Below are 25,663 nucleotides of genomic sequence, written 5' to 3'. Positions count from 1 at the left end.
GGTCGTGGGCGTGCGCGCGGATCAGTCCACGTCCGCCGCTGACGCCTGGACCACCCGCTGGAGCGCGCGCAAGTCCGCGTCCAGCGTGCGGAACAGCCAGTACACGGCGACGAACGCGAGCCCGCCGACCGCGCACAACCCGAGGACCGAATCGCGCACCAACGGAAGTTCCTCGGGTTCGAGCAGGCTGAATCCGGCCAGCACCCCGACCAGTGGCACGGACGCCGTGACCGCGAGATAGATCGTGGTTCTGCGGCGCAGCGTGCGGATGACGCCGAAGTCGTGCGCCGTCGTGCGGCTGTAACGCAAATAGATCGGATAGACACAGCGGACGATGTAGAACGTCGACAGGAAGAACGTGTAGGCGACGGAGATGACAGCCGCCATGAAAACGGTCATCGCCGCGTGGATCACCAGTCGCGCCGGAAGATCGGTGAGCCAGAGACAGAGGAACACCCCCGTCACCGTTGCCGTAATCCCGGTCTGAAAGGTGTTCAGCGCACACATGTCCCCCCAGAACAGTGTTCGCGACCGCACTCGCGCGAGCAGTGCCTCGTCGTAGCGTCTGCCCTCGCGCAAGCCGCGCGGAACCGCGAGCAGATCACGCGACATATACGCGTAGATCACGATGGACAGCGGGCAGGCGATGAGGACGAAGACGTACACACCCATGTTGAGCTGCGAGTTTGTCGTATCGGGCAGGCGCTCTCTGATCAGGTCCTGGACGTGCACGGCCATGTAGCTCGTCGCCAGGCCGACACCGACCAGCGAGGACAACCACAGAACCGGAGTGGGCCTGCTCGCGAGCCGTGCGCGCCAGCTGTCCGGGGGTGGATAGACGAGATCGCGGGCCCGCTGCTCCAGGCACAGGTCGAGTTGTTGCGCCAATTCCGAGCCGGACGAGTAGCGGTCCGCACGGTCGGGCGACAGACATTTCAACAGCACGCGCCGCAGCGCCATGGGGCAGTCCGGGGGCAGCTCCGACAGGAACGCCGGACCGATGGGCCGGCGCCGCAGTGCGATCATGCGGGCCAGCGACGTCTGCGAATCGCCCGCCGACGTCTCGTCCGCGAAGGGGCGGCGCCCGGTGAGCAACTCCCACAGCATGACGCCGAGCGCGAAGATGTCGCTTCGCGTATCCAGTTCCACGGCGCTCGCGGGCAGGTCGGGGTGGCAGGCCTCGAGTTGCTCCGGCGACATGTATGCCAGCGACCCGCCGAAGTACGCCAACGGGCTGGTGCCCCGGACACGTTTGCTGAAGCTGACGTTGAAGTCGGCCAGCTTCGGAATCCCCTCGGCGCTCAGCAGCACGTTCGCGGGTTTGATGTCGCGATGCAGCACCCCACGTTCGGACGCGTGCTCCAGCGCGTCCGCGAGCCGGCGCCCCAGCCACACCACGGTCTCCGGCCAGGTCAGTCCGGCGATCCTGGTCCGGACAGCGGACTCGGTCGGCCGCACCTCGCCCTTATCTGCGAGCACCTTGTCGATGGCGTCCAGCAGCAGTTGCCCACTGCGACGTTCGGGCAGCGTCGTGCGCGACAAACGCAGCACGTCGAGCAGCGTTCCGCCGGGCAGATACTGCATGTAGAGCAACTTCAGCTCGCCGTCGGCGATGAGTCGCTGGTCGAAGATGCGCACGATGTACTCGTGGTCGAGCTGGGCGAGCGTCTGCGGCTCGTTGCCGTGGTTGTGCGAGATCTTGACCGCGACCAGTCGCTGCATCGACTGCTGCCGCGCGAGGTACACCTGGGCGAAGGCGCCGACCCCGATGCGCATCAGGAGGTCGAAATCGTCGACTCGATCGCCGACGTCGATGGCGTCGAGCGCGACCTGGGCGCTGGGACGAGCGATCATCGTGCTGCGGTAGTCGCTGGTGATCCGGTCGAGCTCCGGATCGGCCGCCGTCGCGGTGGCGGTGCCGTCCGAATCGGCGGCGTCGCGGCGGCCGCTGCGGCGCATGGCGTGGAATTCCTCGTAGACCAGATCGGCCGGGAACGGAGCGCTGCGCAGCTCGGGGAATTCCGCGCGGTAGTCGATCAGCCGTTTGGGGAAGTGGTAGCGAAGCCAGCGGAACTCGAGGTCCACCTTGATCAATTCGATCAGCATCGTGTGCCGATCGGCCGGTTCGCGGGGCAGATAGGAGGACAGATCGGGCGGGAATCCCGACGCCCAGGCCTCGGAGAATCGCGCCACGGCGGCGGCGAGCGCCGCACGGGTCCGTTCCGCCGAATCGGCGAGATCGATCGGTTCGCGCATCGGTAGCTCGGAGTCAGCCGTTGCCGGTCAGACGGCGGCTACACACGATGCGCCCTTGCCTCGCAGGTGTTCCACATCAGCTCCTTGACGTCGAATTACCCTGCTCAAGGGTATCGCTCCGCGCGCGGGTGTCGCGGCATCCGCGCAAACGCCGCCGATGGATTGCTCAGCGGGCACTCGCGCCCCGCGCTCGACTCGGGTTCGGTCGCCGTCCGCTCGTCCGAACTGCCAGGAATGGCAGCGCCGGGGTGGTGCTCGAGACCACTGCTATCCGCTCATCCGGCGGGAACGGGCGGCGAAAACCTCCCACGAGTAGAACGCGCGCCGCGACACCTAGGACACCGCCCCGCACATCTGCACGGCGGCCGATATGCCCGGCAAACCTCGACTTCCTAGGTGCGGCGGGGCCAGCGCTCGACCTGGACACCACGATCCGTCTCCGAGTACACCGGGGCGGTCGACAGAAGACCGGCCGATAGATCGGACGCCGGGCAGCGCCGAGAACGCCGGAAGCGCGGTGAGCATGTCCGCCGCGCGCCCGTCGGCCCGGTGAACGTAGCGCTGAGGAAAAGCGCAACCAGGACCGCCCATAAGCGGACAGGGTGACGCGACGAGTTGGGCCAGGACGGGAACCGGACGCGGACCGCCGGACCTGCGTCAGCGCCTTCGCATCCTGACCCAGCCGAGTGGGCACGATGATGCGGCCGGGTCCCGATTGCACGGGCAGCGCGTCACCCCGCCGAGTCCGGCTCGGCGCTCGGACGCCGCCGCGTGCGCTGCCAGGCCGAGCGCTGCTCACGGGTCGAGGAACAACCGCTCGTTCGGCAGGCGGGGCAGGCCCGTCGGATCGCCCGGGAGCACCGTGGCCGCGTCCTCGTAGTGGCGGGCGCGCCACTCCTGGACGAAAAGTGCCGCAGCGCTCGCACAGGCCACGAAGTTCAGACGCACGTCGTGGAATTGGACCGAGACATGGACATCGGGCTCTTCCGGGCGCGGCGACCGCTGCTGCGGCCCGGTCACCACCGGCGTCCCGCGCGTACCCGGATCGCCGCGACGACCACCGAACCCGACGGCCGGAACGTATCGCGCGGCGGTTCCACCCACACGCGGAAGCACGGCGACCGGTCGGCGGGCGACGGCAGGGCGATCTGCGCGCCGCAGCGCGCGACCGACACGTCCAGCCGGAACAGCTCGGCGAAAAAGCCGACTTCGTCGGGCAGGTCCGGCCGCACCAAATAGGTCCAGCGCTTCGAGCGTGGATGCGAGATGATCGGCCCGAGCGCAGACCGCCGGACCTGCAGCAGCGCCTTCACCTCTTGGCCGAGCCGAGCGGGCATGGTGATCGCGCCGACTCTGCCCGCGGGCACGACGATGCGGCCGAGTTCCGGTTGCACGGCCGCCGGAAGCCCGCACTGCCGGTAGAAACGGCACCGGCTGGCCGGGGTGTCGGCCGCCGGATCGCACAGATCGCTCACCGCGTGCCCTCCCGCCCCGCCGCACCGGGATCACCGACGCGGTGCGAGGCCGTCGCGCGCCGATCGTGTCCACGCAGCGGTCGCGACGGCATCACGTCGAGGCGCGGTCGGTTGCTATCGGTGCGTCGCGGGCGGCGACGGCGGAGTCGATGTGCGTGGCACTGGACGGCTCGCGCCCGGAAACCGTTGCGACCCAGGTGTTCCGCTAGGGATAGCGTGGAGCCGGGCGTAAACGACGACGCTGCGCGAATCGCACCGAATTCGTTTCGATCACCGGTCGCCATCGTCGCGATCGCGTCACCATGCCGCTTCACGAACGCGTTCCACGCGAAATCGACTGCCACTCCCCGCATCACGTTTGCCTTCCCCTGCTCATCGCGTTGTGAGCACCCGCGCCCTGGAGCGCAACCGTTGTCGCGCGCACCGACGTGCCCGTCCCGAGGGCGAGTGCTCGCGACAGCTTGGCGGGCTGCCGAACCCGCATTGTCCCGGTGCGGGACACCTGGCGGCGCGTCTAGCATGAGGTTTCGATCAGCATCCGGCGAGGGAGAGCCGATGAGCGAGGGTCAGGGGAACGACGAGGGCCGGTACATCGGCCGACAGGTGCGTGCCATTCGCGCGCGCCGTGGGATCTCGCAGCAAGTGCTGGCCGATCGGGTCGGCGTCAGCCGGGGCGCGATCGCCAAATACGAGAACGGCGAGCGCCCCATCGACTCGCGGCGGACCCTGCACGCCCTCGCCCAAGCACTCGGCGTCGCGGTCGGTGATCTGACCGGCGATCAGGACGATCGGTTCGACCCGTCGTCGGCCGGGTTCCACGCCGCGGTGCCCGCCATCGAAACCGCGCTGTGGACCCGGGGCGACACCACTCCGACTGCACCACCCCGCAGCCTCACCGAACTCGCGGCGGCAGCACGTCATGCTGCCCATCTACGACGCGCGTGCGACTACGCGGCACTCGGTCCGATGTTGCCTGCTCTACTCACCGACTGCTATCGACACGCTCGTGATTCGGCCGGAGCCGATCGCGATCTTGCCTGGGATGTGCTTGCGGCGGCGGCATACACGACAGCCGCGTCCTTGAAGGCCAGAGGGTACTCAGCGTTGGCTTGGACAGCAGCACAAGAGATCGAGCACGCCACCGCGAACATCGGTGGCACCTCCGGTTCGGCTACCGCAGCCTTCACTCGAAGCCAGATCCTGCTGTCGCGCCCCGGCTCATTGACTGCCGCGCTCGACGGCGCGACGAACGCTGCCGAGCGCCTCGGCCCGGAGGTGCGAAGCCGCGGCGAGATCGAAACCTACGGCATGCTGCACTTGCAGGCAGCGCTCGTTACCGCAGCGCTCGGCGGCGACCCTGGCGGCCATCTGGACGAAGCGAGCGAGCAAGTCACTAGGCTCGACCAGGCTCCCCCCGAAACCGCGACTCTCCGCAACCCGACATTCGATGCCGCTAACGTGATCCTCTGGCGCATGTCAGCGGCAATGGAGAAACGCGAACCAGGCCGAGTCCTCGAACTCGCCCCCACCCTCGACCCGCAAACCATCCCCGCCGAAGGCCGCAGAGCCCAATACTTCGTCGAGATCGGCCGAGCCCACGCCCTGCGCCGCGACTACCACAACTCCCTGCACGCCCTCCTGCGCGCCGAACACATCGCCCCCCAGCAAGTCCGCGGCATGACCCACGTCCGCGAACTCGTCGGCCACATGATGCGCACGGCCCACCGCAACCTCACCACCGGCGACCTCGGCCGCCTCGCCAAACGCATCGGCGCGGTCCCCTCCTGACCCATACCCCGGGCAACATATGCATCGGCCACAACAGGTTTCAGGTACCACGCGTCCGGCCTCGGCGGACCGGAGATGGGCGACATCCGAACGCAGGTCCGGCGGCATCCGATGCCGCACCCGTTGGCTGGCGGACGTCTAGGTCTCGAGTCCTGCCAGGATTATGCGCATCCCGGCCCGGAATTCGGCTGTCGGGTCGCTCGAGGCGGCGGCGTACGCGATCTCGATGAGCTTGGGGAACTGCTCGGGCGGCAATGCCGCGATCCGGTCGGTGATCGTCGTGAGGTCCTCGCCGCGCGCCGCGGATAGCGGGCCGACGAGTTCGGCTTGCGCGTATCCGGTGATGAAGCCGGACACTGCGCGGAACGCCACCAGCAACGCGGTTCCTGATCTGCCGCTACGCGCGAGCGCCTGCAACAGGGCTTCGGTTGGCCGCAGGGTCGCCAGGTCGAGGCTGCGCCGAGTGAGAATCAGTGGGATCGCATGGGGATGTGCGCGCACGGCGCGCCACATTCCCTCGGCGACGGCAAGTACCTCGTCATCCCAGTCCATGGACGGCGTGGCGTCCCAGTGCGCTTCGGCCATGACGGCCTCGGTGACGAGCTGCTCCAAACCTTCCCGTCCATCGACGTAGTTGTAGATCGTCATCGCACCGGTGCCCAGCGCCGACGCGAGACTGCGCATGGTCAACCCGGCCAGGCCATGGTCGTCGACCAAGGCCAGTGCCGCGGCTTGCAGCTGCTCGCGCGCGAATTTCCTGGGGGCGGGCATACTTCTCCTTGTTTAAGTACAACGTACGTGTTTAACTGAGCATGTTCACGTACAACGTACCTATATCGAGGTGTCATGACCATTCGCACCACCTTCCCTTCCGGCCGCGACGAATGCGCGGTGTGGCTGACGCTTCCGGACGGCCCAGGTCCGCATCCGGCCGTGGTGCTCGTCCACGGCGGTGGCGCAACGCACGACATGATGCTGGCCCAGTACGAGAAGTGGTTCTCCGACGCGGGTCTTGCCGTGGTGGCCTTCGACTTCCGCCACCTCGGAGAATCAGGCGGCATGCCGCGCCAGCTGGTGAGTCAGCGCCGTTACGCCGAGGATGTCGACGCCGCCGTGGCTTTCGCCCGCTCCCGCCCCGAACTGGACGCTCACCGGATCGCGTTGTGGGGCACGTCGTTCGGCGCCAGCCACGTGCTGGCAGCAGCCGCACGCCACGACGACCTTCGTGCGGCGGTGGTTCAGTGTCCGGTCTTCAGTGGGCGAGCCGTGGTGTCACGGGCGGGGGTGCGGCATCTGTTGCGGTTCACGGTTCCGATCGCGTCCGACCTGGTGCGTGCCGCACTCGGTCGGTCGCGCCGTTACGTCCCCTTGGTCGGAAAGCCAGGGGACCTGGCGTTCGTGAACCAGCCCGGCGCTCTCGAGGGGTGGCAGTCGGTGACGCCACCAGGTTACGGCTTCGACAACCGGATCACGGCGGCCTCGGGACTGGGCATGTTGTTCTACAACGCCGCGTCCGCCGCGCCGCGCGTGCGCTGCCCGCTGCTGGTGTGCGCCTGCGATCGAGAAAATCTCATCGACCCCGCCATCGCGGGGCGGGTGGCCGCCACCGCACCACGGGCAACCCTGAAGCATTACGACGCCGACCACTTCACCGTCTACCATCCGCCGGCTGTCGATCGGATCGTTGCCGATCAGATCGAGTTTCTCACCACGCATCTCGCGTCGAACGCGTAACGAGAGGAGTACACCGGTGCAGCGTATTCACGACGTCCTCCATGGGGCGGCCACTACTGCCGCAGATGCTGTCGGCTGGATCGCGGACGACAGGAAGATCCGGTTCGCTGAGATGGACGCATGGTCGGACCGGGTCGCCAGCGGATTGCTGCGGCTGGGCATCCGGCGGGGTGATCGCGTCGCCGTCAACGGGCCCAACACACCCGAGTGGCTAGCGGTGTACTTCGCAGCGGCCAAAATCGGTGCGGTGGTGGTCGGGCTCAGCGTCCGATACCGGGAGACCGAGTTCGCGCGCATCCTCGGCGATTCCGGGTCCCGAGCGGTGGTCACCGTGCCGTCCAGTGAGGGAATCGACTTTCTGCAGATGCTGGCCGGCCTGCGAAATCGTCTTCCGCAGCTGGAAGCCGTAGTGACCTTCGGCGCCGACGGCGACCACCCGCTCGATGAGCTCTGGTCGACATCGGCGGACACCGTGGCGCTCGCTGAAGCCAAGGACGCGGTCCGCGAGGACGATCCGGTCATGATCATCTATACGTCCGGGACAACCGGCCGGCCCAAAGGTGCGGTGCAGACGCATCGCGGCCAACTCGCAGCCGCTACCGCACAAGCGGAGCACATGCGGCTCGGACCTGGCGACACGCTACCGGTCGCCGTGCCGCTCAACCATGTCAGCGGCATCACCTGTTGCGTACTCGCCGCGCTGGTCACCTGCGCCCGCACCGTGCTGCTGCCGACGTTCCAGCCCGCGGCCGTCGCCGACCTGTTCCACTCAGCGGACCTCACGATCTGGGTCGGGGTACCGACCATGCACATTCTGCTACTCGACCGGTCTCGGTTCACCACGGTGGACACAGCCGCGGTTCGGCTCGTGGTCACCGGCGGCGCCAACGCCGAACCAGCCTTGCTGGAACGTTTGACCAGATTCTTTCCGAACGCCACCGTGATGAACCTCTACGGGCTCAGTGAGTCCTCGGGTGCAGTTGTGATGACCCCGTGGGGCAGTGACATGGAGTCGACCGTGCGCGCGATCGGCCGACCGCTTCCGAACGTGCAGATCAAGATCGCCGATGCCGACGGGACCGAAGTCGCCATCGGCGAAGCCGGCGAACTCCTGCTCCGTACCCCTTCGGTCATGGCGGGCTACCACAACATGCCCGCGGAAACGGCCGACGCCATCGGTAGCGACGGCTGGCTGCGCACGGGCGACATAGCCTGGACCGACAACGACGGCTTGATCACCCTGCACGGCCGGGCCAAGGACATGTTCGTCCAAGGCGGATACAACATCTACCCGGTCGAAGTCGAGAACATACTGGCGGAGCACCCGCAGGTCCTCATGGCGGCCGGTATCGGTGTACCCGATCCGGTGCTCGGCGAGATCGGCCGCTACTACGTTGTCCTCACGCCGGACGCTCGGCTCGCCGAAGGCGACCTCGAACGATTCTGCGCGGACAGAATCGCGGATTACAAGGTCCCCAAGGAAATCATCATCATGCCCAACCTTCCCTTGACTCCATCCGGCAAGGTGCACAAGGCCATACTTCGCAACGAATCAGCGCAACCGGGCGCCGCGAGTTGACCGGCCCACTGGCGGTGGAGTGATGCTTCCCGTGCCATCCAACCGCTCCCGTCGGCATGGCACCATGAAAGTCGTGGACGCCAACGGAAATCCCGTGCTGTACGCCCTCGTGACCGGTTCGCCCCCCGCCCGCGATGTCGGCAAGTTGATCGCCCTGGCCCAGGCCGACGGCTGGGAGGTGTGCGTCATCGCCTCGCCGTCGGGCACCGGGTTCATCGACGTCGACGCGCTGCGCGCGCAGACCGGTTATCCCGTGCGCAGCCAGTACAAGGAACCCGGCACACCGGATGTGCTGCCACCCGCCGACGGCATCATCGCCGCACCGCTCACCGGCAATTCGATCGCGAAATGGGCTGCGGGGATCTCGGATACGCTCCTGCTCGGTCTGCTGGTCGAAGGGCTCGGCAAGGGCCTGCCCATCGTCGGCGTGCCGTACTCGAACCGGGCGCAGATCAGCTTTCCCGCGATCCAGGAGGGGATGCGCAAACTGTCCGAGTGGGGCGTCACCATCGTGATCGGCGAGGGCGAGCCGCACGAGCGGGGCACCGGAGAGGCGCGCCTGCCCCTCTTCCCCTGGCAGGCGGCCTGGAAAGCGCTCCTCGAGCATCCACGCCGGGACGGGGCCGCACCGAATCGGCCGTAGACAGCGACCCTACTCAGCCCACCGGGGCATTCGGTCCGATCCACTGGTCGAACAACCGATCCACCGCGCCGGTCGCGAGCTGGGTGGTCAAGTACGCGTCCAGTAAGGCCGCCAGAACGGGATCGTCCTTGCGCACCAACAGCACTTTCCCGAACGAGTCGAACGGCGCTTCGGGATGCAGCACTTGCAGATCCGGATGCTGACGAACGCGGTAGCGGCCCTCGACCGAATCGGTGACGAACACGTCGGCGCGGCCCTGCTCGATCTCACCGAAGATCGTCAGATTGTCCGGCCACAAGGTGAGTTGCGCGGCGGGGAAGTTCTTGCGCGCGAAATCCTCGTTCGTCCCGCCCCGATTGGCGATCACGCGAACACCGGGACGGTTGATCTCCGCGACGGTCGAATACGCCGCGCCGTTCGCGCGGTGGGTGATCGGGGCCTTGCCGTCGGTGCCGTAGGTGATCGAGAAGTCCGCGAACGCGCGCCGCGACGGCAGGTCCGAGATGCCCCCGACCGCGAGGTCGCAATTCCGTTCGGCGAAGTCGGTTTTCAGCGTCGCCCAGGTGACGGGCACGAACTCGATCGGACGGCCGAGCAGCGCGGCGAAACCCCGCGCGAGATCGACGTCCACCCCGCGGTGCTCGCCCGCGTCGTCCCTGATCGAGTACGGCGGATAGTCGCCGGGCGTGCAGGCGCGCAACGCGTTCGGGGCCTGCGCGGCCGCGGGAGTCGCCACGGCGGCGAGCACCGTCCACCCGGCGATCAGCACCGCGCCGATCCGGCCGGGCAGCGTCAGGTTACGCAACGATCACTTCTCGTTGCGCGCCTTGGGGAAACGGGCCTGCTTGGCGACCCAGCCCGCCATCTTGGCCCAGTGCCCCTTGCGCGGGGTGACGATCGAGGTGAGCTCACGATCCCATTCGTCGGCCTCGGTGAGACCGTCGATCGTGGCGACCAGTTCCTTGGCCGTCTCCAGGTCCGGGACCACGCGGTCACCGAGCACACCGTCGGAACCGACCAGGGTGACCCGCACACCAGCGCGACCGATCGGCTGGAGCACGGCCGTGGCGGAACGTCCGTGATCGGCGACGAACCCCTTGACGGACTCGACGAGGGCGCCCGACAGCTTCTGCGGCGCCGTGGCGGTTTCAGAACTCATGGCACGCAGTTTACCGACCGGTAGGCAGCGTGCCCGCCGCTCGGGTGTAGAACTGGATCTCATGCACGCCATTCAGGTTTCCGAACACGGTGGTCCCGAGGTCCTGAAGTACGTGGAGGCGCCCGATCCGCGGATCGGACCGGACCAGCTCCTGGTCGACACACAGGCGATCGGCGTCAACTTCATCGATACCTACATCCGTACCGGACGCTATCCGCAGGACGTCCCCTACGTTCCCGGCGCGGAGGGCACCGGCGTCGTCGCCGAGGTCGGCTCGGATGTCACGGAGTTCGCGGTCGGCGACCGGGTGGCCTGGGCCGCCGCCCCGGGCAGCTACGCCCCGAAGGTCGCGGTGCCCGCCGCCGTCGCCATCCGGGTACCGGATGGCGTCGATCCGCCCGTGGCCGCGTCGGCGCTGTTGCAGGGCATGACGGCGCACTATCTCATCGAGTCCATCTACCGGCCCGAGCCAGGGGAGGCGGTGCTCGTGCACGCGGGCGCGGGCGGTGTCGGGCTGATCCTGACCCAGCTCCTCAACGCGCGCGGCGTCCGAGTGATCACGACGGTGTCCTCCGACGAGAAGGAGACGCTGTCGCGCGCGGCGGGAGCCGACGAGGTGCTGCGTTACGGCCACGGACTGGCCGGTCGCGTGCGCGAGCTCACCGACGGCGTCGGCGTGGCGGCGGTCTACGACGGCGTCGGCGCGGCGACCTTCGAGTCGAGCCTGGCCGCGCTGCGCGTGCGGGGCACGCTCGCCCTCTTCGGGGGCGCGAGCGGTCCGGTGCCGCCGTTCGACCTGCAACGGCTGGGCGGGGCCGGTTCGCTGTTCGTCACCCGTCCCACGTTGATGCACTACATCCGGGACCGCGCCGAACTCACCTGGCGCGCGGGCGACGTCTTCGACGCCATCGCGCGAGGCACGCTGAACATCCGGATCGGCGCGACCTACCCCCTCGCCGACGCCGAGCGGGCACACCGCGACCTGGAAGGCCGCAAGACCACCGGTTCCATCGTCCTGCTGCCGTGAGCCACGGGCGCGGGACGGTCCGAAGGGCCGTCCCCCGCCCGCTCAGTAATCGCGGCCGGTGAGACCGCGATAGATGAACCGGGTCAGGCCCTCCACGGCCTGTTGGTCGGTCAACTCGACGCTCCCCTCTTCCACCGCGACCAGCAGACTCTGGGTGAGCATGAACATCATCGCCAGGCTGGCGTCGGGCGTGCTCGGCAGCCGCAGGCCCCGGTCGGCGAATCCTTCGACGTGGTCGGCGATGTCCGCGCGCTGTTGTCTGCCGAACCGCGCGACCATGTGCGCGAAGTCCTCGTTGACCAGGGCCGCCTGATTCACCGCGCGCAGCACGGGCCCGTGCTCCCGCGCGAAGGTCCAATACCCGGCGACGTGGTAACGCACCGCCTCCGGGTCGCTGAAATCCGGGTTGTGATCGGGTCCTTCCGCGCGCTCGTCCCCCGCCGCGGCCAGATCGCTCAGCAGCGCTTGGAGCAGTTCTTCCTTGCTCGCGAAGTGGTTGTAGAACGACCCGGCCGCCCGTCCCGCGGCCGTCGTGATGTCGGTGATCTTGGTGTTCAGGTAGCCGCGCTCGGCGAACAACCGCAGCGCGGCGGCCTTCAACACCTGCTCGGTTTCGGCCGACTTCTCCTTGCGACTCAGCGACACCCACCTCACCTCCTTGACAACGCAACGTACCAAGCATGACACTGAATACGCATTCAGTGAATATTGATTCATCAGGAGTACGCCATGGCACAGCTCGTTCTCGTCGCGGGCGCCGGACCCACCGGCCTCACCCTCGCCCTCGATCTCGCTCGCCGGGACATCCCGGTCCGGATCGTCGACAAGGCGGCCACCTTCTTCGCCGGCTCGCGCGGCGACGGCATCCAGCCGCGCACCCTGGAAGTGTTCGACGACCTGGGGGTATTGGACGCGGTGCTGGCGGCCGGAATGCCGACACCGGTGATGCGCGTACATCTGGGCGGCGAGTTCGTCACCGAACGCCGAATGAGCGAACCGGTCGAGCCGACGCCCGCCGTCCCCTACCCGAACCTGTGGGTGCTCGGCCAGTCCCGCACCGAGGCCATCCTGCGCGAGCGGCTCGCCGAGTTCGGGGTGCACGTGGAACTGGACACCGCGCTGACCGGCTTCACACAGGACGACGACGGCGTCACCGTGACGCTGGAACACGACGGCACGCCGGAGACCGTGCGCGCCGCCTACTTGATCGGCGCGGACGGCGGCAAGAGCACCGTGCGCAAGACACTCGGCATCCCGTTCGAGGGCAGCACCGACGAATCGCTGCGCATGCTGCTCGGCGACGTGCGCGCCGACGCGCTCGACCACGAGTTCGGCTACTGGTTCGCCGCCGCCGACGAGCCGATGCGTGGCATCGCGTTGTCCCCGCTGCCCGGTGGGCGTCAGTTCCAATTCGCCGCCCCGTTGACCGGCGACGCGGAGCCGAGCCTCGAGCTGCTCCAGGAATACGTGGACCGCTATTGCGGACGCGACGACGTCACCCTCACCGACCTGACCTGGGTGACCGTGTGGCGCCCGAATATCCGCCTGGCGCAGCGCTTCCGCGACGGCCGGGTGTTCCTGGCCGGCGACGCCGCGCACGCGCATCCGCCCACCGGCGGCCAAGGCATGAACACCGGCATCCAGGACGCCTACAACCTCGGCTGGAAGCTGGCCGCCGCGCTCGCCGGGGACGACACGCTCCTGGACAGCTACGAGGCCGAGCGCAGGACGGTGGCCGCCAAGGTGCTCGGGCTCAGCTCCGAACTGCTGGACAAATTGGTCGACGGCGACGAGGACGCGATGGAGCGCGGAGCGGAGACCCAGCAACTGGACATCAGCTATCGAGACCCGGCCGAGCGCGGCTGGTTCGCCGTCGGCGACCGGGCGCCGGACGCGCCGGTGAAAGACGAGCACGGACGGCCCGTCCGGTTGTTCGACCTGTTCCGCGGGCCCCACGCGACGGTGCTGTCATTCGGCGCCCAGGCGGAAGCCGGGCCGCACGCGTACGCGGTGGTGCGCCCCGGCGACCAGGTGTCCGGTCCGCACGTGGTGGATGTCGACGGGCACGCCTACGCGGCCTACGCCGCGGCCGAGGGCACCAGGGTGTTCGTCCGCCCGGACGGCTACGTCGGCGCGCTCAGCTGAAGAAGCTGCCGACGGTGTCCCAGCCGAGCACCGAGTCCACCGCGAGGCCGCAGAACACCACGGCCAGGTAGTTGTTCGACTGGAGGAACAACCGCAGCGGCTTCACCGACTCGCCGCGCCGCACGCCCGCGTACAGCTGGTGCGCCATGAGCAGGAACCATGCTCCGGCCACCAGCGCCACGGCCGCGTAGATCACGCCGGTGGCGGGCACCAGGGCGAGCGTGGTGAGCACGGTCAGCCAGGTGTAGACGACGATCTGCTTGGTGACGGTCTTCTCCGTGGCAACCACCGGCAGCATCGGCACGCCCGCCGCGCGGTAGTCCTCCTTGTAGCGCATGGCCAGCGCCCAAGTGTGCGGCGGCGTCCAGAAGAAGATGACGCCGAACAGCGCGATGGCGGGCCAGCCGATGCCGCCGGTCACCGCCGACCAGCCCACCAGCGCGGGCATGCAGCCCGCCGCGCCGCCCCACACCACGTTCTGCGAGGTGCGGCGCTTGAGGCCCAGCGTGTAGACGAAGACGTAGAACAGGATCGTGGCGACGACGAGCACGCCGCTGAGCAGGTTGGCCTGCCACCACAGCCAGGCGAACGAGCCCAACCCGAGCACGACGCCGAACACGAACGCGTTGCGGGTCGGCACCGCGTCCCTGGCCAGCGGCCGCTTGGCGGTGCGCTTCATGACCTTGTCGATGTCGGCGTCGGCGACGCAGTTGAGCGTGTTCGCGCTCGCCGCGCCCATCCAGCCGCCGAACAGCGTCGCGAGGATCAGGCGGATGTCGACGGTGCCGCGGTCGGCCAGCAGCATGGTCGGAATCGTGGCGACGAGCAACAGCTCGATGACCCTGGGCTTGGTCAGCGCGACGTAGGCCAGTACCCGTCGAATCAGCCGGGACGGTAGGCCGGGACCCGTGAACCGGTCGGCCAGCGCCGTCGCGGAGGAGCCGTGCGCACCATCGCCACCCGGCTGTTGCCCAATCCGCACTGTCTCTCCTCGCACGCTGTGCATCGCATCCGGCATCGACCAGCAGTGCACTCGTCCCGGTGGTACGGGTGCGCCCGCGCCGGACTTCCGTCCGCCCCGGCGCCCCTTCCGACCGGTGCGGCGCGACTACTACTACAAAGGATGGTAGACCCACGCCGCGCGCGCCCCTCCCGTCGCCCCCGCGCTAGAGGACCGGAATGTGACGGGGGCGACGGCTCGTCCGCGCCACCCGGTTCGGAGCCCTTGCCCTCCCCTGTCCACGTCCTCGACTCGCGCGGAGCCGTGCGCACCCGCGACGCGGATTCCGCGCCGCGAAAAAAATTCGTCGACTCCACCGAACCCGGCGAACCCACCGCATGCCCCGCACCGCGTGGTGCGGCAACTTTCGCCACCGCACCGGGGCGTGCCACAAAGCAGGCGCTTGCTCAATACTTTCCCATCACACCGAACACGCGCCCTACGAGGGCGTTCACGACCCGTCACGCGTCACGCATGCGCGTGACGCGAGCGCCGAAGACACCAGGCCCACCCGTTCCGGCGCCCCTGGTGCAAGGCCGCCAACACACCGCCGCCGCAGTCGCGGCCTGTGCGAAACCACCTGCGAACGCGCAGCGCAACAGGCGCCGCGAAACCAACACAGGGTTAATGGTGTGCCGGTCACCGGGCACATCTAGGGTAAGTGGGTATACCCGGTTAGCACGCCGTAGCTGCCGCGCGATCATCGCCGTCAGAAACCCACCCGCCGTCGACGAACCAATGTCAGGAGAACCTCGGTCGTGTCGATCACAGACGACATCCGCGCCCTCACTCAGCCGAACCACCCGGACGACTGGACGGATCTGGACACCAAGGCTGTCGACACCATCCGGGTCCTGGCCGCCGAGGCGGTGCAGAACGCCGGAAACGGCCACCCCGGTACCGCGATGAGCCTGGCGCCGCTTGCCTACACGCTGTACCAGCGGACCATGCGCATCGACCCGAGCGATCCGAGCTGGGTCGGCCGGGACCGGTTCGTGCTGTCCTGCGGGCACTCCAGCCTCACCCAGTACATCCAGCTCTACCTGGCGGGTTACGGTCTCGAGCTGGACGACCTGAAGAACCTGCGCAAGTGGGGCTCGCTCACCCCGGGCCACCCCGAGTTCCGGCACACCGACGGCGTCGAGATCACCACCGGCCCGCTCGGCCAGGGCCTGGCGTCGGCGGTCGGCATGGCGATGGCGGCGCGTCGCGAGCGCGGACTGTTCGATCCCGCCGCCGCGCCGGGCACCAGCCCGTTCGACCACTTCATCTACGCCATCGCCTCCGACGGCGACCTCGAGGAGGGCGTCACCTCCGAGGCGTCGTCGCTCGCGGGCACCCAGCAGCTGGGCAATCTCGTCGTCATCTACGACGACAACAAGATCTCCATCGAGGACGACACGACCATCGCGTTCACCGAGGACGTCGCCGAGCGGTACGAGGCATACGGCTGGCACGTGCAGGTGGTCGAGGGCGGCGAAGACGTCGTCGCCATCGAGGCGGCGCTGGAAGCCGCCAAGGCCGAGACCGGCAAGCCCTCGATCATCGTGCTGCGCACCATCATCGGCTACCCCGCCCCCAGCAAGATGAACACCGGCACCGCCCACGGCGCGGCGCTGGGCGCCGACGAGGTGGCCGCCACCAAGAAGGTCCTCGGCTTCGACCCGGACAAGAGCTTCGACGTGGACCCGGCCGTCATCGAGCACACCCGCAAGGCCATCGAGCGCGGCCGGAAGGCGCACGAGCAGTGGCAGCAGTCGTTCGACGCGTGGGCCGCGGCCAACCCGGAGAACAAGGCGCTGTTCGACCGCCTCTTCGCGCGGCGCCTGCCGGACAACTGGACCGCGAATCTGCCCAGCTACGAACCGGATCCGAAGGGCATGGCCACCCGCAAGGCGTCCGGCAAGGCGCTCGCCGCGCTGGCGCCGGTGCTGCCGGAGCTGTGGGGCGGTTCGGCCGACCTGGCCGAGTCCAACAACACCACCATGCCCGACCAGCGCAGCTTCGGGCCGGAGTCGATCTCCACCGGCATGTGGAAGGCCGATCCGTACGGCCGCACCCTGCACTTCGGTGTGCGCGAGCACGCGATGGGCGCGATCCTCAACGGCATCGCCCTGCACGGCCCGACCCGTCCGTACGGCGGCACCTTCCTGGTGTTCAGCGACTACATGCGCCCGTCGGTCCGCCTGGCCGCGCTGATGCGCGTGCCCGCGATCTACGTCTGGACCCACGACTCCATCGGTCTCGGTGAGGACGGCCCCACGCACCAGCCGATCGAGCACCTCGCCGCGCTGCGCGCCATCCCGGGCCTGAACGTGGTCCGTCCCGGTGACGCCAACGAGACCACCTACGCCTGGCGCACCATCCTGGAGCGCGACAGCAGCGAGCACAGCTCGCACTTCTCGGTGTCCGAGCCGCCGCACCAGGACGGCCCGTCCGGGCTGGCGCTGACCCGCCAGGACCTGCCGATTCTCGAGGGCACCAGCTACGAAGGCGTCAAGAAGGGCGGCTACATCCTGGCCGAGGCGTCCACGGGCACACCGCAAGTGATCCTGATCGCCACCGGTTCGGAGCTGCAGCTCGCGGTCGCCGCCCGCATTACGCTGGAGGAGCAGGGCATCGCCACCCGCGTGGTGTCGATGCCGTGCGTGGAGTGGTTCGACGCGCAGAACAAGGCTTACCGGGACGAAGTGCTTCCGCCCGCGATCGCCGCGCGCGTCGTCGTCGAAGCCGGTATCGCGATGCCGTGGCACCGGTTCGCCGGTGACGCGGGCGAGATCGTGTCGATCGAGCACTTCGGCGCCTCCGCCGACTACAAGACCCTGTTCCGCGAATTCGGCCTCACTCCGGAAGCCGTCGTTGCCGCCGCGCAGCGCACGCTCGAGAACGTGAAGGGATAAGCGCTCATGGCTCAGAACGAGAATCTCGCCGCCCTCTCGGCGGCGGGAGTGTCCGTATGGCTCGACGATCTGTCCAGGGACCGGATCCAGTCCGGCAACCTGCTCGAGCTGATCGAGACCCGGTCCGTCGTCGGGGTAACCACCAACCCGACGATCTTCCAGGGTGCGCTCAGCCAGGGCCACGCCTACGACGGCCAGCTGAAAGAGCTTGCCGCGCAAGGTGCCGACGCCGACGCCGCGATCCGCACCATCACCACCGATGACGTCCGCGCGGCCTGCGACGTGTTCGCTCCGGTCTTCGAGGCGACCGGTGGCGTGGACGGCCGGGTCTCCATCGAGGTCGACCCCCGCCTGGCGTTCGACACCGACCGGACCGTCGCGCAGGCGGTCGAACTGTGGAAGATCGTCGACCGGCCCAACCTGTTCATCAAGATCCCGGCCACCGAGGAGGGCCTGCCCGCCATCGCGGCCGTGATCGGCGAGGGCATCAGCGTGAACGTCACGCTGATCTTCTCGGTGCAGCGCTATCGCGCGGTGATGGGCGCCTACCTGGAGGGCGTGAAGAAGGCCAAGATCGCCGGTCACGACCCGGCCAGGATCCACTCCGTCGCCTCGTTCTTCGTCTCCCGCGTGGATACCGAGATCGACAAGCGACTGGAGGCGCTCGGCACCGACGAGGCGCTCGCGCTGCGCGGCAAGGCGGGTATCGCCAATGCCCGCCTCGCCTACGCCGAGTACCAGGATGTGTTCGACGGAGGCAAGCACACCTCCACGTTCCTGAACCTGGCCTCCTCGGGCGCGAATCGGCAGCGTCCGCTGTGGGCGTCGACCGGCGTGAAGAACCCGGAGTACGCCGACACGATGTACGTCACCGAACTGGTCGCTCCCAACACGGTGAACACGCTGCCGGAGAAGACGCTCCAGGCGGTCGCCGACCACGGCGTGGTCTCCGGCGACACGGTCAGCGGCAAGGCGGCGGAGGCCAAGGACGTCTTCGATCGGCTCACCGCCGTCGGCGTCGACCTCGACGACGTGTTCGCGGTGCTCGAGCGCGAGGGCGTGGACAAGTTCGAGAAGTCCTGGGAGGAGCTGCTTTCCGCCACCGCCGACGAGCTGAAGTCGGCGTCGACCGGGAACGGCTGATCGATGGCCGGGGCAGCACCCGCGGATCGACCGGACGCGGTCGAATGGCAGAACCCACTGCGGGACAAACGGGACAAACGGCTTCCGCGCATCGCCGGACCGTGCAGCATGGTCATCTTCGGCGTCACCGGTGACCTGTCTCGCAAGAAGCTGATGCCGGCCATCTACGACCTGGCCAACCGGGGGCTGCTGCCCCCGGCCTTCGGCTTGGTCGGTTTCGCGCGCCGCGACTACGCGGACGAGGACTTCGCGCAGGTGGTGCTGGAAGCGGTCAAGGCGCACGCGCGAACCCCCTTCCGTCAAGAGGTCTGGGACCAGCTCCTGGAGGGCATCCGGTTCGTCCAGGGCACCTTCGACGACGACGCGGCCTTCGACCGGCTCGCCGACACCTTGACCACGCTGGACAAGGAGCGCGGCACCGGCGGCAATCACGCGTTCTATCTGTCCATCCCGCCGAACATGTTCCCGCTCGTGCTCGACCAGCTCTGCGCGCACGGCCTGGCCCAGACCACCGGGCCCGACGCGGCGCGCAAGCCCTGGCGTCGAGTGGTGATCGAGAAGCCGTTCGGGCACGACCTGAAGAGCGCGCAAGAACTCAACGCACTGGTCAACGGCGTGTTCCCCGAGGAGCGGGTCTTCCGCATCGACCACTACCTCGGCAAGGAGACGGTGCAGAACATCCTGGCGCTGCGCTTCGCCAACCAGCAGTACGAGCCGATCTGGAACGCCAACTTCGTCGACCACGTGCAGATCACCATGGCCGAGGACATCGGCCTCGGCGGACGCGCGGGCTACTACGACGGCATCGGCGCCGCGCGCGACGTGATCCAGAACCACCTGCTGCAACTGCTGGCCCTCACCGCCATGGAGGAGCCGATCAGCTTCGAGCCCAAGCAATTGCAGACCGAGAAGATCAAGGTGCTCTCGGCGACCAGGCTCATCGAACCCCTGGACGACACCACCGCGCGCGGCCAGTACACCGAAGGCTGGCAGGGCAGCGAGCACGTGGTCGGGCTGTTGGAGGAAGAGGGCTTCGACCCGAACTCGAAGACCGAGACCTATGCCGCGATCCGGCTGGAGATCGACACCCGCCGCTGGGCGGGCGTTCCGTTCTTCCTGCGCACCGGAAAGCGGCTCGGCCGCAGGGTCACCGAGATCGCGGTGATCTTCAAGCGGGCGCCGCACCTTCCGTTCGACCAGACCATGACCGAGGAACTCGGACAGAACGCGCTGGTCATCCGGGTGCAGCCGGACGAGGGCATCACTACCCGGTTCGGCTCGAAGGTGCCGGGCTCCAGCATGGAGGTGCGCGACGTCAACATGGACTTCAGCTACGGCGAGGCGTTCACCGAATCATCGCCGGAGGCCTACGAACGCCTGATCCTCGACGTGCTGCTCGGGGAGCCGTCGCTGTTCCCGGTGAACGCGGAGGTCGAATTGTCCTGGCGCATCCTCGATCCGGTGCTCGACCACTGGGCGGGCGACGGCAGGCCGGAGCCGTACGAGGCGGGCACCTGGGGCCCGTCGTCCGCGGACGAGATGATCGCCCGCACCGGGCGGGAATGGCGGCGCCCGTGATCGTCGACATGCCCGACACCAAGACCAGCGAGGTCACCAAGCGCATCGTGCAGTTGCGCGAGAGCAACGGCGTGATCACCATGGGCCGCGTGCTCACGCTGGTGGTGTGCACGCTGGACAGCTCCGAGGCCGAGCACGCGATCGAAGCGGCGAACGAGGCCAGCCGCGAGCACCCCTGTCGCGTGGTGGTGCTCGCGCGCGGCGACCGGGAGGCCGCCACCCGGCTGGACGCGCAGATCCGGGTGGGCGGCGACGCGGGGGCGGCCGAGGTCATCGTGCTGCGGCTGCAAGGCGAACTGGTCAACCACGAGAGCAGCGTCGTCACCCCGTTCCTGCTGCCGGATACGCCGGTCGTGGCCTGGTGGCCGCGCGGAGCGCCGGAGTTCCCGTCGAAGGATTCGGTGGGCCGCCTGGCGGGCCGCCGTATCACCGACGCCACGTTCGCGTCCGATCCCCAGGCGGCGATCAAGAGGCGGCTGCAGTCCTATGCCAGCGGCGACACCGATCTGGCCTGGAGCCGGATCACCTACTGGCGGGCCCTGCTGGCAGCGGCTATGGACGAGCCGCCGTTCGAGTCGGTGGATTCGGTGACGGTGTCCGGGCTGCGCGACGAGCCCGCCCTGGACATGCTGGCCGGCTGGCTGGCCGCCCGGCTGGGCTGCCCGGTACACCGGCGCACCGGCCCGCTGCGGGTGGAACTGCATCGTCCCACCGTCTCCATCGCGATCGAACGTCCGCAGACCGGCCGCACCGCGACGCTGACCCGCACCGGCGAACCGGTGCAGCGAATCGCCTTGGCGCGCCGGGAGACTCGTGACTGCCTCGCCGAAGACCTACGCAGGCTGGACGCCGACGAGACCTACGCCGAAGCGCTGGCCGGAATCGAGAAGGTGATCTATGAGTGAGCACACCGATTCGCCATTCCCCAGCGATACCGTCGAGGTGCATCTCGACACCGAGTCGCTGGTGGCCGCCGCCGCGGCCCGCTTCGTCTCCGTCGTCGTCGCCGCCCAGGCCGAGCGCGGCTCCGCGTCGGTGGTGGTGACCGGCGGCGGGACCGGTATCGCCCTGCTCGAGCAGGTGCGCAAGTCGCCCGGCGATATCGACTGGTCCCGAGTCGAGGTGTTCTGGGGCGACGAGCGTTTCGTGCCCGCGAACGACCCCGAGCGCAACGACCTGCAAGCCAGGCAGGCGCTGTTCGACCATGTACCGGTGGATCCGGCGCGGGTGCATCCGGTGGCCGTCTCCGACGGCGAGTACCCCGACCCGGTGGAGGCCGCCGCCGAGTACTCCGCCACCGTGCACGCCCACCTCGCCGAACACGGCGCGTTCGATCTGCACCTGCTCGGCATGGGCGGCGAGGGCCACGTGAATTCGCTGTTCCCGGATACCGACGCGGTGCGCGAAACCCACGAACTCGTCGTCGCCGTGACGAATTCGCCCAAGCCGCCGCCGGTCCGGGTGACATTGACCCTGCCCGCGATCCGCCGCAGCAGGCACGTCGTGCTGGTGGTCGGCGGCGCCTCGAAGGCCGAAGCGGTCGCCGCCGCCATCGGCGGCGCGGACCCGGTGGACGTGCCCGCGGCGGGAGCGACCGGTACGGACTCCACCACCTGGCTGCTCGATCAGGAGGCCGCGTCCGCGCTGCGCTGAGCGCTCGCCGCCACTCCTTCATCTCGTAAATTTGCACATCGCGGCCCTAGTTTTCCGGAAGAACACCGCCGGATAACGCCGCCGAGCGGCGAAGTTTACGAGATGATCGGTCGATGACCGAGCAGGCAGTGGATCTCGACGAGCGGTTCCGCACCGCCGTCGCCGCACTCGTCGCCCGCCCCGGCCGTCCGGCGGACCAACCGATCGCACCCGGCGGAGCGATCACCGGTGCGGCGTGCCTCGAGCTGTTCGAAGCGCAGGCGACGAGCAGGCATCTCGATCTCGCGGCACGCCGCCTCGGCAGCGCCCGGCGCGGTTATTACAGCATCGGATCGTCCGGTCACGAGGGCAATGCCGCTGTAGCGGCGGCCCTGCGGGTCACCGATCCCGCCCTGCTGCACTACCGATCGGGGGCGTTCTTCGTGCATCGGGCCCGGCGCGTGCCTGGGCTCGACCCGATCCGGGACGTTCTGCTCGGGGTGGCGGCCGCGGCGGCGGACCCGATTTCCGGTGGCAGGCACAAGGTGTTCGGCAGCGCCGCGGCCAACGTCATCCCGCAGACCTCGACCATCGCCTCGCACCTTCCGCGCGCGGTTGGGCTGGCGTTCGCGATCGATCGCGCGGCCCGGCTCGGTGTCGCCGGTCCCTGGCCCGCCGACTCGGTGGTGGTGTGCAGCTTCGGTGACGCGTCGGCCAACCATTCCACCGCGGCCGGGGCGATCAATGCCGCGATCCACACCGCCGGTCAGGGAATCGCCATGCCCATCCTGTTCGTCTGCGAGGACAACGGCATCGGAATCAGCGTTCCCACGCCACCGGATTGGATCGAGCAGGCCTACGGCAGCCGCCCGGGCCTGGCCTACTTCGCCGCGGACGGCTGCGCCGCCCTCGACGCGCTGAGCACCGCGAATACGGCGGCGCGGTGGGTGCGGGACCGCCGCGCGCCCGCGTTCCTGCGGCTGCGGACCGTGCGTCTGCTCGGTCACGCGGGATCCGATGTCGAAACCGCCTATCGCCGCCCCGCCGAGATCGCCGCCGATCTCGCCCGCGATCCGGTCGTGGCCACCGCACGGCTGCTGATCGAGTCCGGAGTGGCCACACCCGCCTGCGTGCTCGACCGCTATGCCGACATCGGCCACCGGGTCGCCACGGCCGCCGAACTCGCCTCGGCGGAACCGAAACTCGCCTCGGCGGCGGCCGTGATCGCGCCGATCGCTCCCGCCCGCCCTGCGCTCGTGCGCGCCGACGCGCTGCGGACCGACCCCCTCCCACCCAACGAGCGCGAACACGCGGAGACCGAGGACACGATCGCGGGCCGCGGTGCACCGCAGCGCCGCAATGGCGCCGCGCATACCGAGCCGATGACCTTGGCGCAGGCGATCAACGAAACCCTCGCAAGCCTCCTGGCGCGCGATCGCGACCTGCTCGTCTTCGGCGAGGACGTCGGCCGCAAGGGTGGCGTGTACGGCGTGACGAAGGGTCTGCAGAAGACCTTCGGCGCGCGCCGGGTGTTCGACACCCTGCTGGACGAGCAGAGCGTCCTCGGCACCGCGCTGGGCTCGGCGCTGGCCGGGTTCGTGCCGATTCCGGAGATCCAGTACCTCGCCTACCTGCACAACGCCGCCGATCAGATCCGCGGCGAAGCGGCCACGCTGTCGTTCTTCTCCGACGGCCGTTACCGGAATCCGATGGTGGTGCGGATCGCCGGATACGCCTATCAAAAGGGTTTCGGCGGCCATTTCCACAACGACAACTCGGTGGCCGCGCTACGCGACATCCCCGGCGTCGTGCTCGCCTCCCCGGCCCGGGCCGACGACGCCGCGGCGATGCTGCGCACGTGCGTATCGGCGGCCCGCGTGGACGGCAGAGTGTGCCTGTATCTCGAGCCCATCGCGCTGTATCACACCCGCGACCTGCACCGGCCCGGCGACGACGGCTGGCTGGCACACCCGTCTCCGGCCGAGCACGCCGAAATCGGCCGCGCGCGCGTCTACGGCGACGGCCCCGATCTGACCCTGGTGAGTTTCGCCAACGGCGTGCCGATGAGCCTGCACGCGGCGCGGCGCTTGGCCCGGCACGGAATCGACGCGCGCGTGCTCGATCTGCGCTGGCTCGCTCCCCTGCCGGTGGACGATCTGCTGCGCCACGCGCGCGCGACCGGGCGGGTCCTCGTCGCGGACGAGACCCGCCGCGGTGGTGGCGTGTCGGAGGCCGTGTGCGCCGCGCTGGTCGACGCCGGTTTCACCGGCCACCTCGGGCGCGTGACCAGCGAAGACAGTTTCGTGCCGCTGGGTCCGGCCGCCGCGACGGTGCTACTCGACGAGGACCGGATCGAAGCCGCGGCCCTCCGCCTGCTGAGCGACGCGACCAGCACGCGGCCTCGGCGCGCCGAGGCCCGGCATTCCCCGGAATTCGATTCGGCCGAGGAATAGTGGAAATACAGTGAGGACGACGGTGACCAGCAGCGGAAAGGACTCGCGATGACCACGATGTCCATGCTCGGCGAGGTACGACCGGAGCACGAGCACACGGCCGACGGCGACCTGGTGCTCTTGCACTACTTGCGGTCGTTCCACAAGCCCGTGCTGGACGTGTGGTCGGCGGCCACCGAACGGGGCCAGCTCGGCCGCTGGCTCGGCGCCGTCTCCGGCGGCAACGGCAACCTGACCATCGAGCTGTTCGACGGTCCCGTCCCCGGCCCGGTCGCGGTGCGCGTCGACCACTGTCAGGCGCCGCACGAACTGGTCGTGCACATCGACGGTTGCCTGCTCGAAGTCCGGATGACCCAGGTCGGCGTGGTCACCACCGTGGAACTGACCCGCCGCCACGTGAGTCCCGCCGACGCGGGCGCGATCGGTCCCCGCTGGCAGTATCTGCTCGACCGGCTCACCGCCTACCTCGACTACCAGCCGCTGCCGCGGTGGTCGGATTATCCGAAACTGGCCGGGGAATACCGCTAGGCCCACGGCTCAGTAGAAGAACCCGGCGACGCCCCAGCCGGGACGGGCCTGCGCCTCCCGGATCCACTCGACGCAGGACTCGATGGCGGCGAGTACCTCGTGGTCGACCTCCTCGCGCTGCGGTGGCGTGGTGGACTCCCACTGCACGAGCGCTTCCGCGCACTGCTCCGGCGTCCATTCGCCGTAGCCGGGCAACTCGTCGGGCTGCGGTAGCGACGGCGGCAGCGAGTGGTACATGAACGCGCGGACGCTGACCGCTTTGATGCCGAGCGTGGCCAAGCCGTCGTCGATGTGGTCCAGCCAGCGACCACGGAACGCCGAGAAGTAGCGGTTGTCCACGAACCGGCCGTAGAACTGGCAGATCGTCTGGTAGGCGTAGCCGTACTGGAAACCGTAGGCCGGGTCGAACGGGCCGCCGTCGATGACGGCGCGCACCGCCTCGTAGCGGGTGGGCGCACCGGCCGCGATCTCCTCGGCGAACCAGTCGTCGTCATGGGTGAGCTGGGCTTTGAACCGGCCGCCGATCATCCGCCGGAGCTTGTCGTCCCCGCACCCGATGGCGCCCTTGATCCGGTCCAGCTCGACGACGTAGATGCTCAGGCTATAACTCATTCACCGAACAT

At 68.8% G+C, this 25,663-nt stretch carries 22 protein-coding genes; 13 read left to right on the top strand and 9 right to left on the bottom strand.

Features of this window, described 5'->3' with window-relative positions; all coding sequences use genetic code 11:
- Nucleotides 1-21: 21 nt before the first annotated feature.
- The 3 genes from ACWESM_RS07790 to ACWESM_RS07780 form a co-directional block, all read right to left on the bottom strand.
- Nucleotides 22-2,256: a serine/threonine-protein kinase gene (locus ACWESM_RS07790; RefSeq protein ID WP_452491149.1), complete on the bottom strand. Its 2,235-nt coding sequence runs from the start codon at nucleotides 2,254-2,256 to the stop codon at nucleotides 22-24.
- 795 nt (nucleotides 2,257-3,051) lie between these two features.
- Entirely contained in the window at nucleotides 3,052-3,276 is a 225-nt protein-coding gene (locus ACWESM_RS07785; protein WP_364431257.1) for a hypothetical protein, read from the bottom strand.
- The gene (locus ACWESM_RS07780) at nucleotides 3,273-3,731 is read right to left on the bottom strand and encodes a DNA-directed RNA polymerase subunit beta (protein WP_364431260.1); all 459 of its coding nucleotides are present in this window, start codon (nucleotides 3,729-3,731) and stop codon (nucleotides 3,273-3,275) included. Before ACWESM_RS07780 ends, ACWESM_RS07785 begins: the two co-directional genes overlap by 4 nt.
- Before the next feature lie 555 nt (nucleotides 3,732-4,286).
- Between ACWESM_RS07780 and ACWESM_RS07775 the strand changes: the two genes are divergently transcribed.
- Nucleotides 4,287-5,519: a helix-turn-helix domain-containing protein gene (locus ACWESM_RS07775; RefSeq protein WP_452491148.1), complete on the top strand. Its 1,233-nt coding sequence runs from the start codon at nucleotides 4,287-4,289 to the stop codon at nucleotides 5,517-5,519.
- A gap of 138 nt (nucleotides 5,520-5,657) precedes the next feature.
- Here ACWESM_RS07775 and ACWESM_RS07770 read toward each other — a convergent pair whose 3' ends face one another.
- Nucleotides 5,658-6,290, bottom strand: coding sequence for a TetR/AcrR family transcriptional regulator (locus ACWESM_RS07770; protein ID WP_452491147.1), 633 nt, complete (start codon nucleotides 6,288-6,290; stop codon nucleotides 5,658-5,660).
- A 75-nt stretch (nucleotides 6,291-6,365) separates the two neighbouring features.
- Here ACWESM_RS07770 and ACWESM_RS07765 point away from each other — a divergent pair, with 75 nt between their 5' ends.
- The 3 genes from ACWESM_RS07765 (at nucleotide 6,366) to ACWESM_RS07755 (ending at nucleotide 9,475) form a co-directional block, all read left to right on the top strand.
- Nucleotides 6,366-7,253 (top strand): alpha/beta hydrolase, encoded by an 888-nt coding sequence (locus ACWESM_RS07765; protein WP_355070800.1) that lies wholly within the window; start codon nucleotides 6,366-6,368, stop codon nucleotides 7,251-7,253.
- A gap of 16 nt (nucleotides 7,254-7,269) precedes the next feature.
- Complete coding sequence (locus tag ACWESM_RS07760; RefSeq protein WP_364431271.1) at nucleotides 7,270-8,832, top strand: class I adenylate-forming enzyme family protein; 1,563 nt, start codon at nucleotides 7,270-7,272, stop codon at nucleotides 8,830-8,832.
- A gap of 73 nt (nucleotides 8,833-8,905) precedes the next feature.
- A complete protein-coding gene (locus ACWESM_RS07755; RefSeq protein ID WP_195042683.1) occupies nucleotides 8,906-9,475 on the top strand; it encodes a flavoprotein in 570 nt (189 codons plus the stop codon).
- Nucleotides 9,476-9,488: 13 nt separating this feature from the next.
- Here ACWESM_RS07755 and ACWESM_RS07750 read toward each other — a convergent pair whose 3' ends face one another.
- Both ACWESM_RS07750 and ACWESM_RS07745 read right to left on the bottom strand, forming a co-directional pair.
- Nucleotides 9,489-10,280 (bottom strand): transporter substrate-binding domain-containing protein, encoded by a 792-nt coding sequence (locus ACWESM_RS07750; protein ID WP_364431276.1) that lies wholly within the window; start codon nucleotides 10,278-10,280, stop codon nucleotides 9,489-9,491.
- Nucleotides 10,281-10,283: 3 nt separating this feature from the next.
- Nucleotides 10,284-10,634, bottom strand: a complete 351-nt coding sequence (locus ACWESM_RS07745; protein ID WP_355070793.1) for a hypothetical protein — start codon at nucleotides 10,632-10,634, stop codon at nucleotides 10,284-10,286.
- Nucleotides 10,635-10,695: 61 nt separating this feature from the next.
- Between ACWESM_RS07745 and ACWESM_RS07740 the strand changes: the two genes are divergently transcribed.
- A complete protein-coding gene (locus ACWESM_RS07740; protein WP_364431361.1) occupies nucleotides 10,696-11,661 on the top strand; it encodes a quinone oxidoreductase family protein in 966 nt (321 codons plus the stop codon).
- 42 nt (nucleotides 11,662-11,703) lie between these two features.
- Here ACWESM_RS07740 and ACWESM_RS07735 read toward each other — a convergent pair whose 3' ends face one another.
- Nucleotides 11,704-12,306, bottom strand: coding sequence for a TetR/AcrR family transcriptional regulator (locus tag ACWESM_RS07735; protein WP_364431279.1), 603 nt, complete (start codon nucleotides 12,304-12,306; stop codon nucleotides 11,704-11,706).
- Between the two features lie 84 nt (nucleotides 12,307-12,390).
- Here ACWESM_RS07735 and ACWESM_RS07730 point away from each other — a divergent pair, with 84 nt between their 5' ends.
- Complete coding sequence (locus ACWESM_RS07730; protein ID WP_452491146.1) at nucleotides 12,391-13,806, top strand: FAD-dependent monooxygenase; 1,416 nt, start codon at nucleotides 12,391-12,393, stop codon at nucleotides 13,804-13,806.
- Here ACWESM_RS07730 and ACWESM_RS07725 read toward each other — a convergent pair.
- Complete coding sequence (locus ACWESM_RS07725; RefSeq protein WP_355070787.1) at nucleotides 13,799-14,788, bottom strand: heme o synthase; 990 nt, start codon at nucleotides 14,786-14,788, stop codon at nucleotides 13,799-13,801. The genes ACWESM_RS07730 and ACWESM_RS07725 overlap by 8 nt on opposite strands.
- Nucleotides 14,789-15,564: 776 nt before the next feature.
- Here ACWESM_RS07725 and tkt point away from each other — a divergent pair.
- From tkt to ACWESM_RS07690, 7 genes are all read left to right on the top strand, one after another.
- The gene (tkt, locus tag ACWESM_RS07720) at nucleotides 15,565-17,706 is read left to right on the top strand and encodes a transketolase (RefSeq protein WP_452491145.1); all 2,142 of its coding nucleotides are present in this window, start codon (nucleotides 15,565-15,567) and stop codon (nucleotides 17,704-17,706) included.
- Between the two features lie 6 nt (nucleotides 17,707-17,712).
- Entirely contained in the window at nucleotides 17,713-18,849 is a 1,137-nt protein-coding gene (gene tal / locus ACWESM_RS07715) for a transaldolase (protein WP_355070783.1), read from the top strand.
- A 3-nt stretch (nucleotides 18,850-18,852) separates the two neighbouring features.
- Nucleotides 18,853-20,427, top strand: a complete 1,575-nt coding sequence (zwf, locus tag ACWESM_RS07710; protein ID WP_355070781.1) for a glucose-6-phosphate dehydrogenase — start codon at nucleotides 18,853-18,855, stop codon at nucleotides 20,425-20,427.
- Nucleotides 20,424-21,332, top strand: coding sequence for a glucose-6-phosphate dehydrogenase assembly protein OpcA (opcA, locus tag ACWESM_RS07705; protein WP_379251893.1), 909 nt, complete (start codon nucleotides 20,424-20,426; stop codon nucleotides 21,330-21,332). The genes zwf and opcA overlap by 4 nt, the downstream gene beginning before the upstream one ends.
- Nucleotides 21,325-22,080 (top strand): 6-phosphogluconolactonase, encoded by a 756-nt coding sequence (pgl, locus tag ACWESM_RS07700; RefSeq protein ID WP_364431293.1) that lies wholly within the window; start codon nucleotides 21,325-21,327, stop codon nucleotides 22,078-22,080. Before opcA ends, pgl begins: the two co-directional genes overlap by 8 nt.
- 113 nt (nucleotides 22,081-22,193) lie before the next feature.
- On the top strand, nucleotides 22,194-24,512 hold the full coding sequence (locus ACWESM_RS07695) for a thiamine pyrophosphate-dependent enzyme (protein WP_452491144.1): 2,319 nt from the start codon (nucleotides 22,194-22,196) through the stop codon (nucleotides 24,510-24,512).
- Between the two features lie 48 nt (nucleotides 24,513-24,560).
- Entirely contained in the window at nucleotides 24,561-25,040 is a 480-nt protein-coding gene (locus ACWESM_RS07690; protein ID WP_355070773.1) for an SRPBCC family protein, read from the top strand.
- A gap of 9 nt (nucleotides 25,041-25,049) precedes the next feature.
- On the opposite strand, the gene ACWESM_RS07685 is transcribed toward ACWESM_RS07690, so the two are convergent.
- A complete protein-coding gene (locus tag ACWESM_RS07685; protein WP_355070771.1) occupies nucleotides 25,050-25,652 on the bottom strand; it encodes a DUF7691 family protein in 603 nt (200 codons plus the stop codon).
- Nucleotides 25,653-25,663 lie beyond the last annotated feature (11 nt).

Source organism: Nocardia sp. NPDC003999 (genome assembly GCF_053604885.1).
This window is presented reverse-complemented; position numbering and strand designations above follow the sequence as displayed.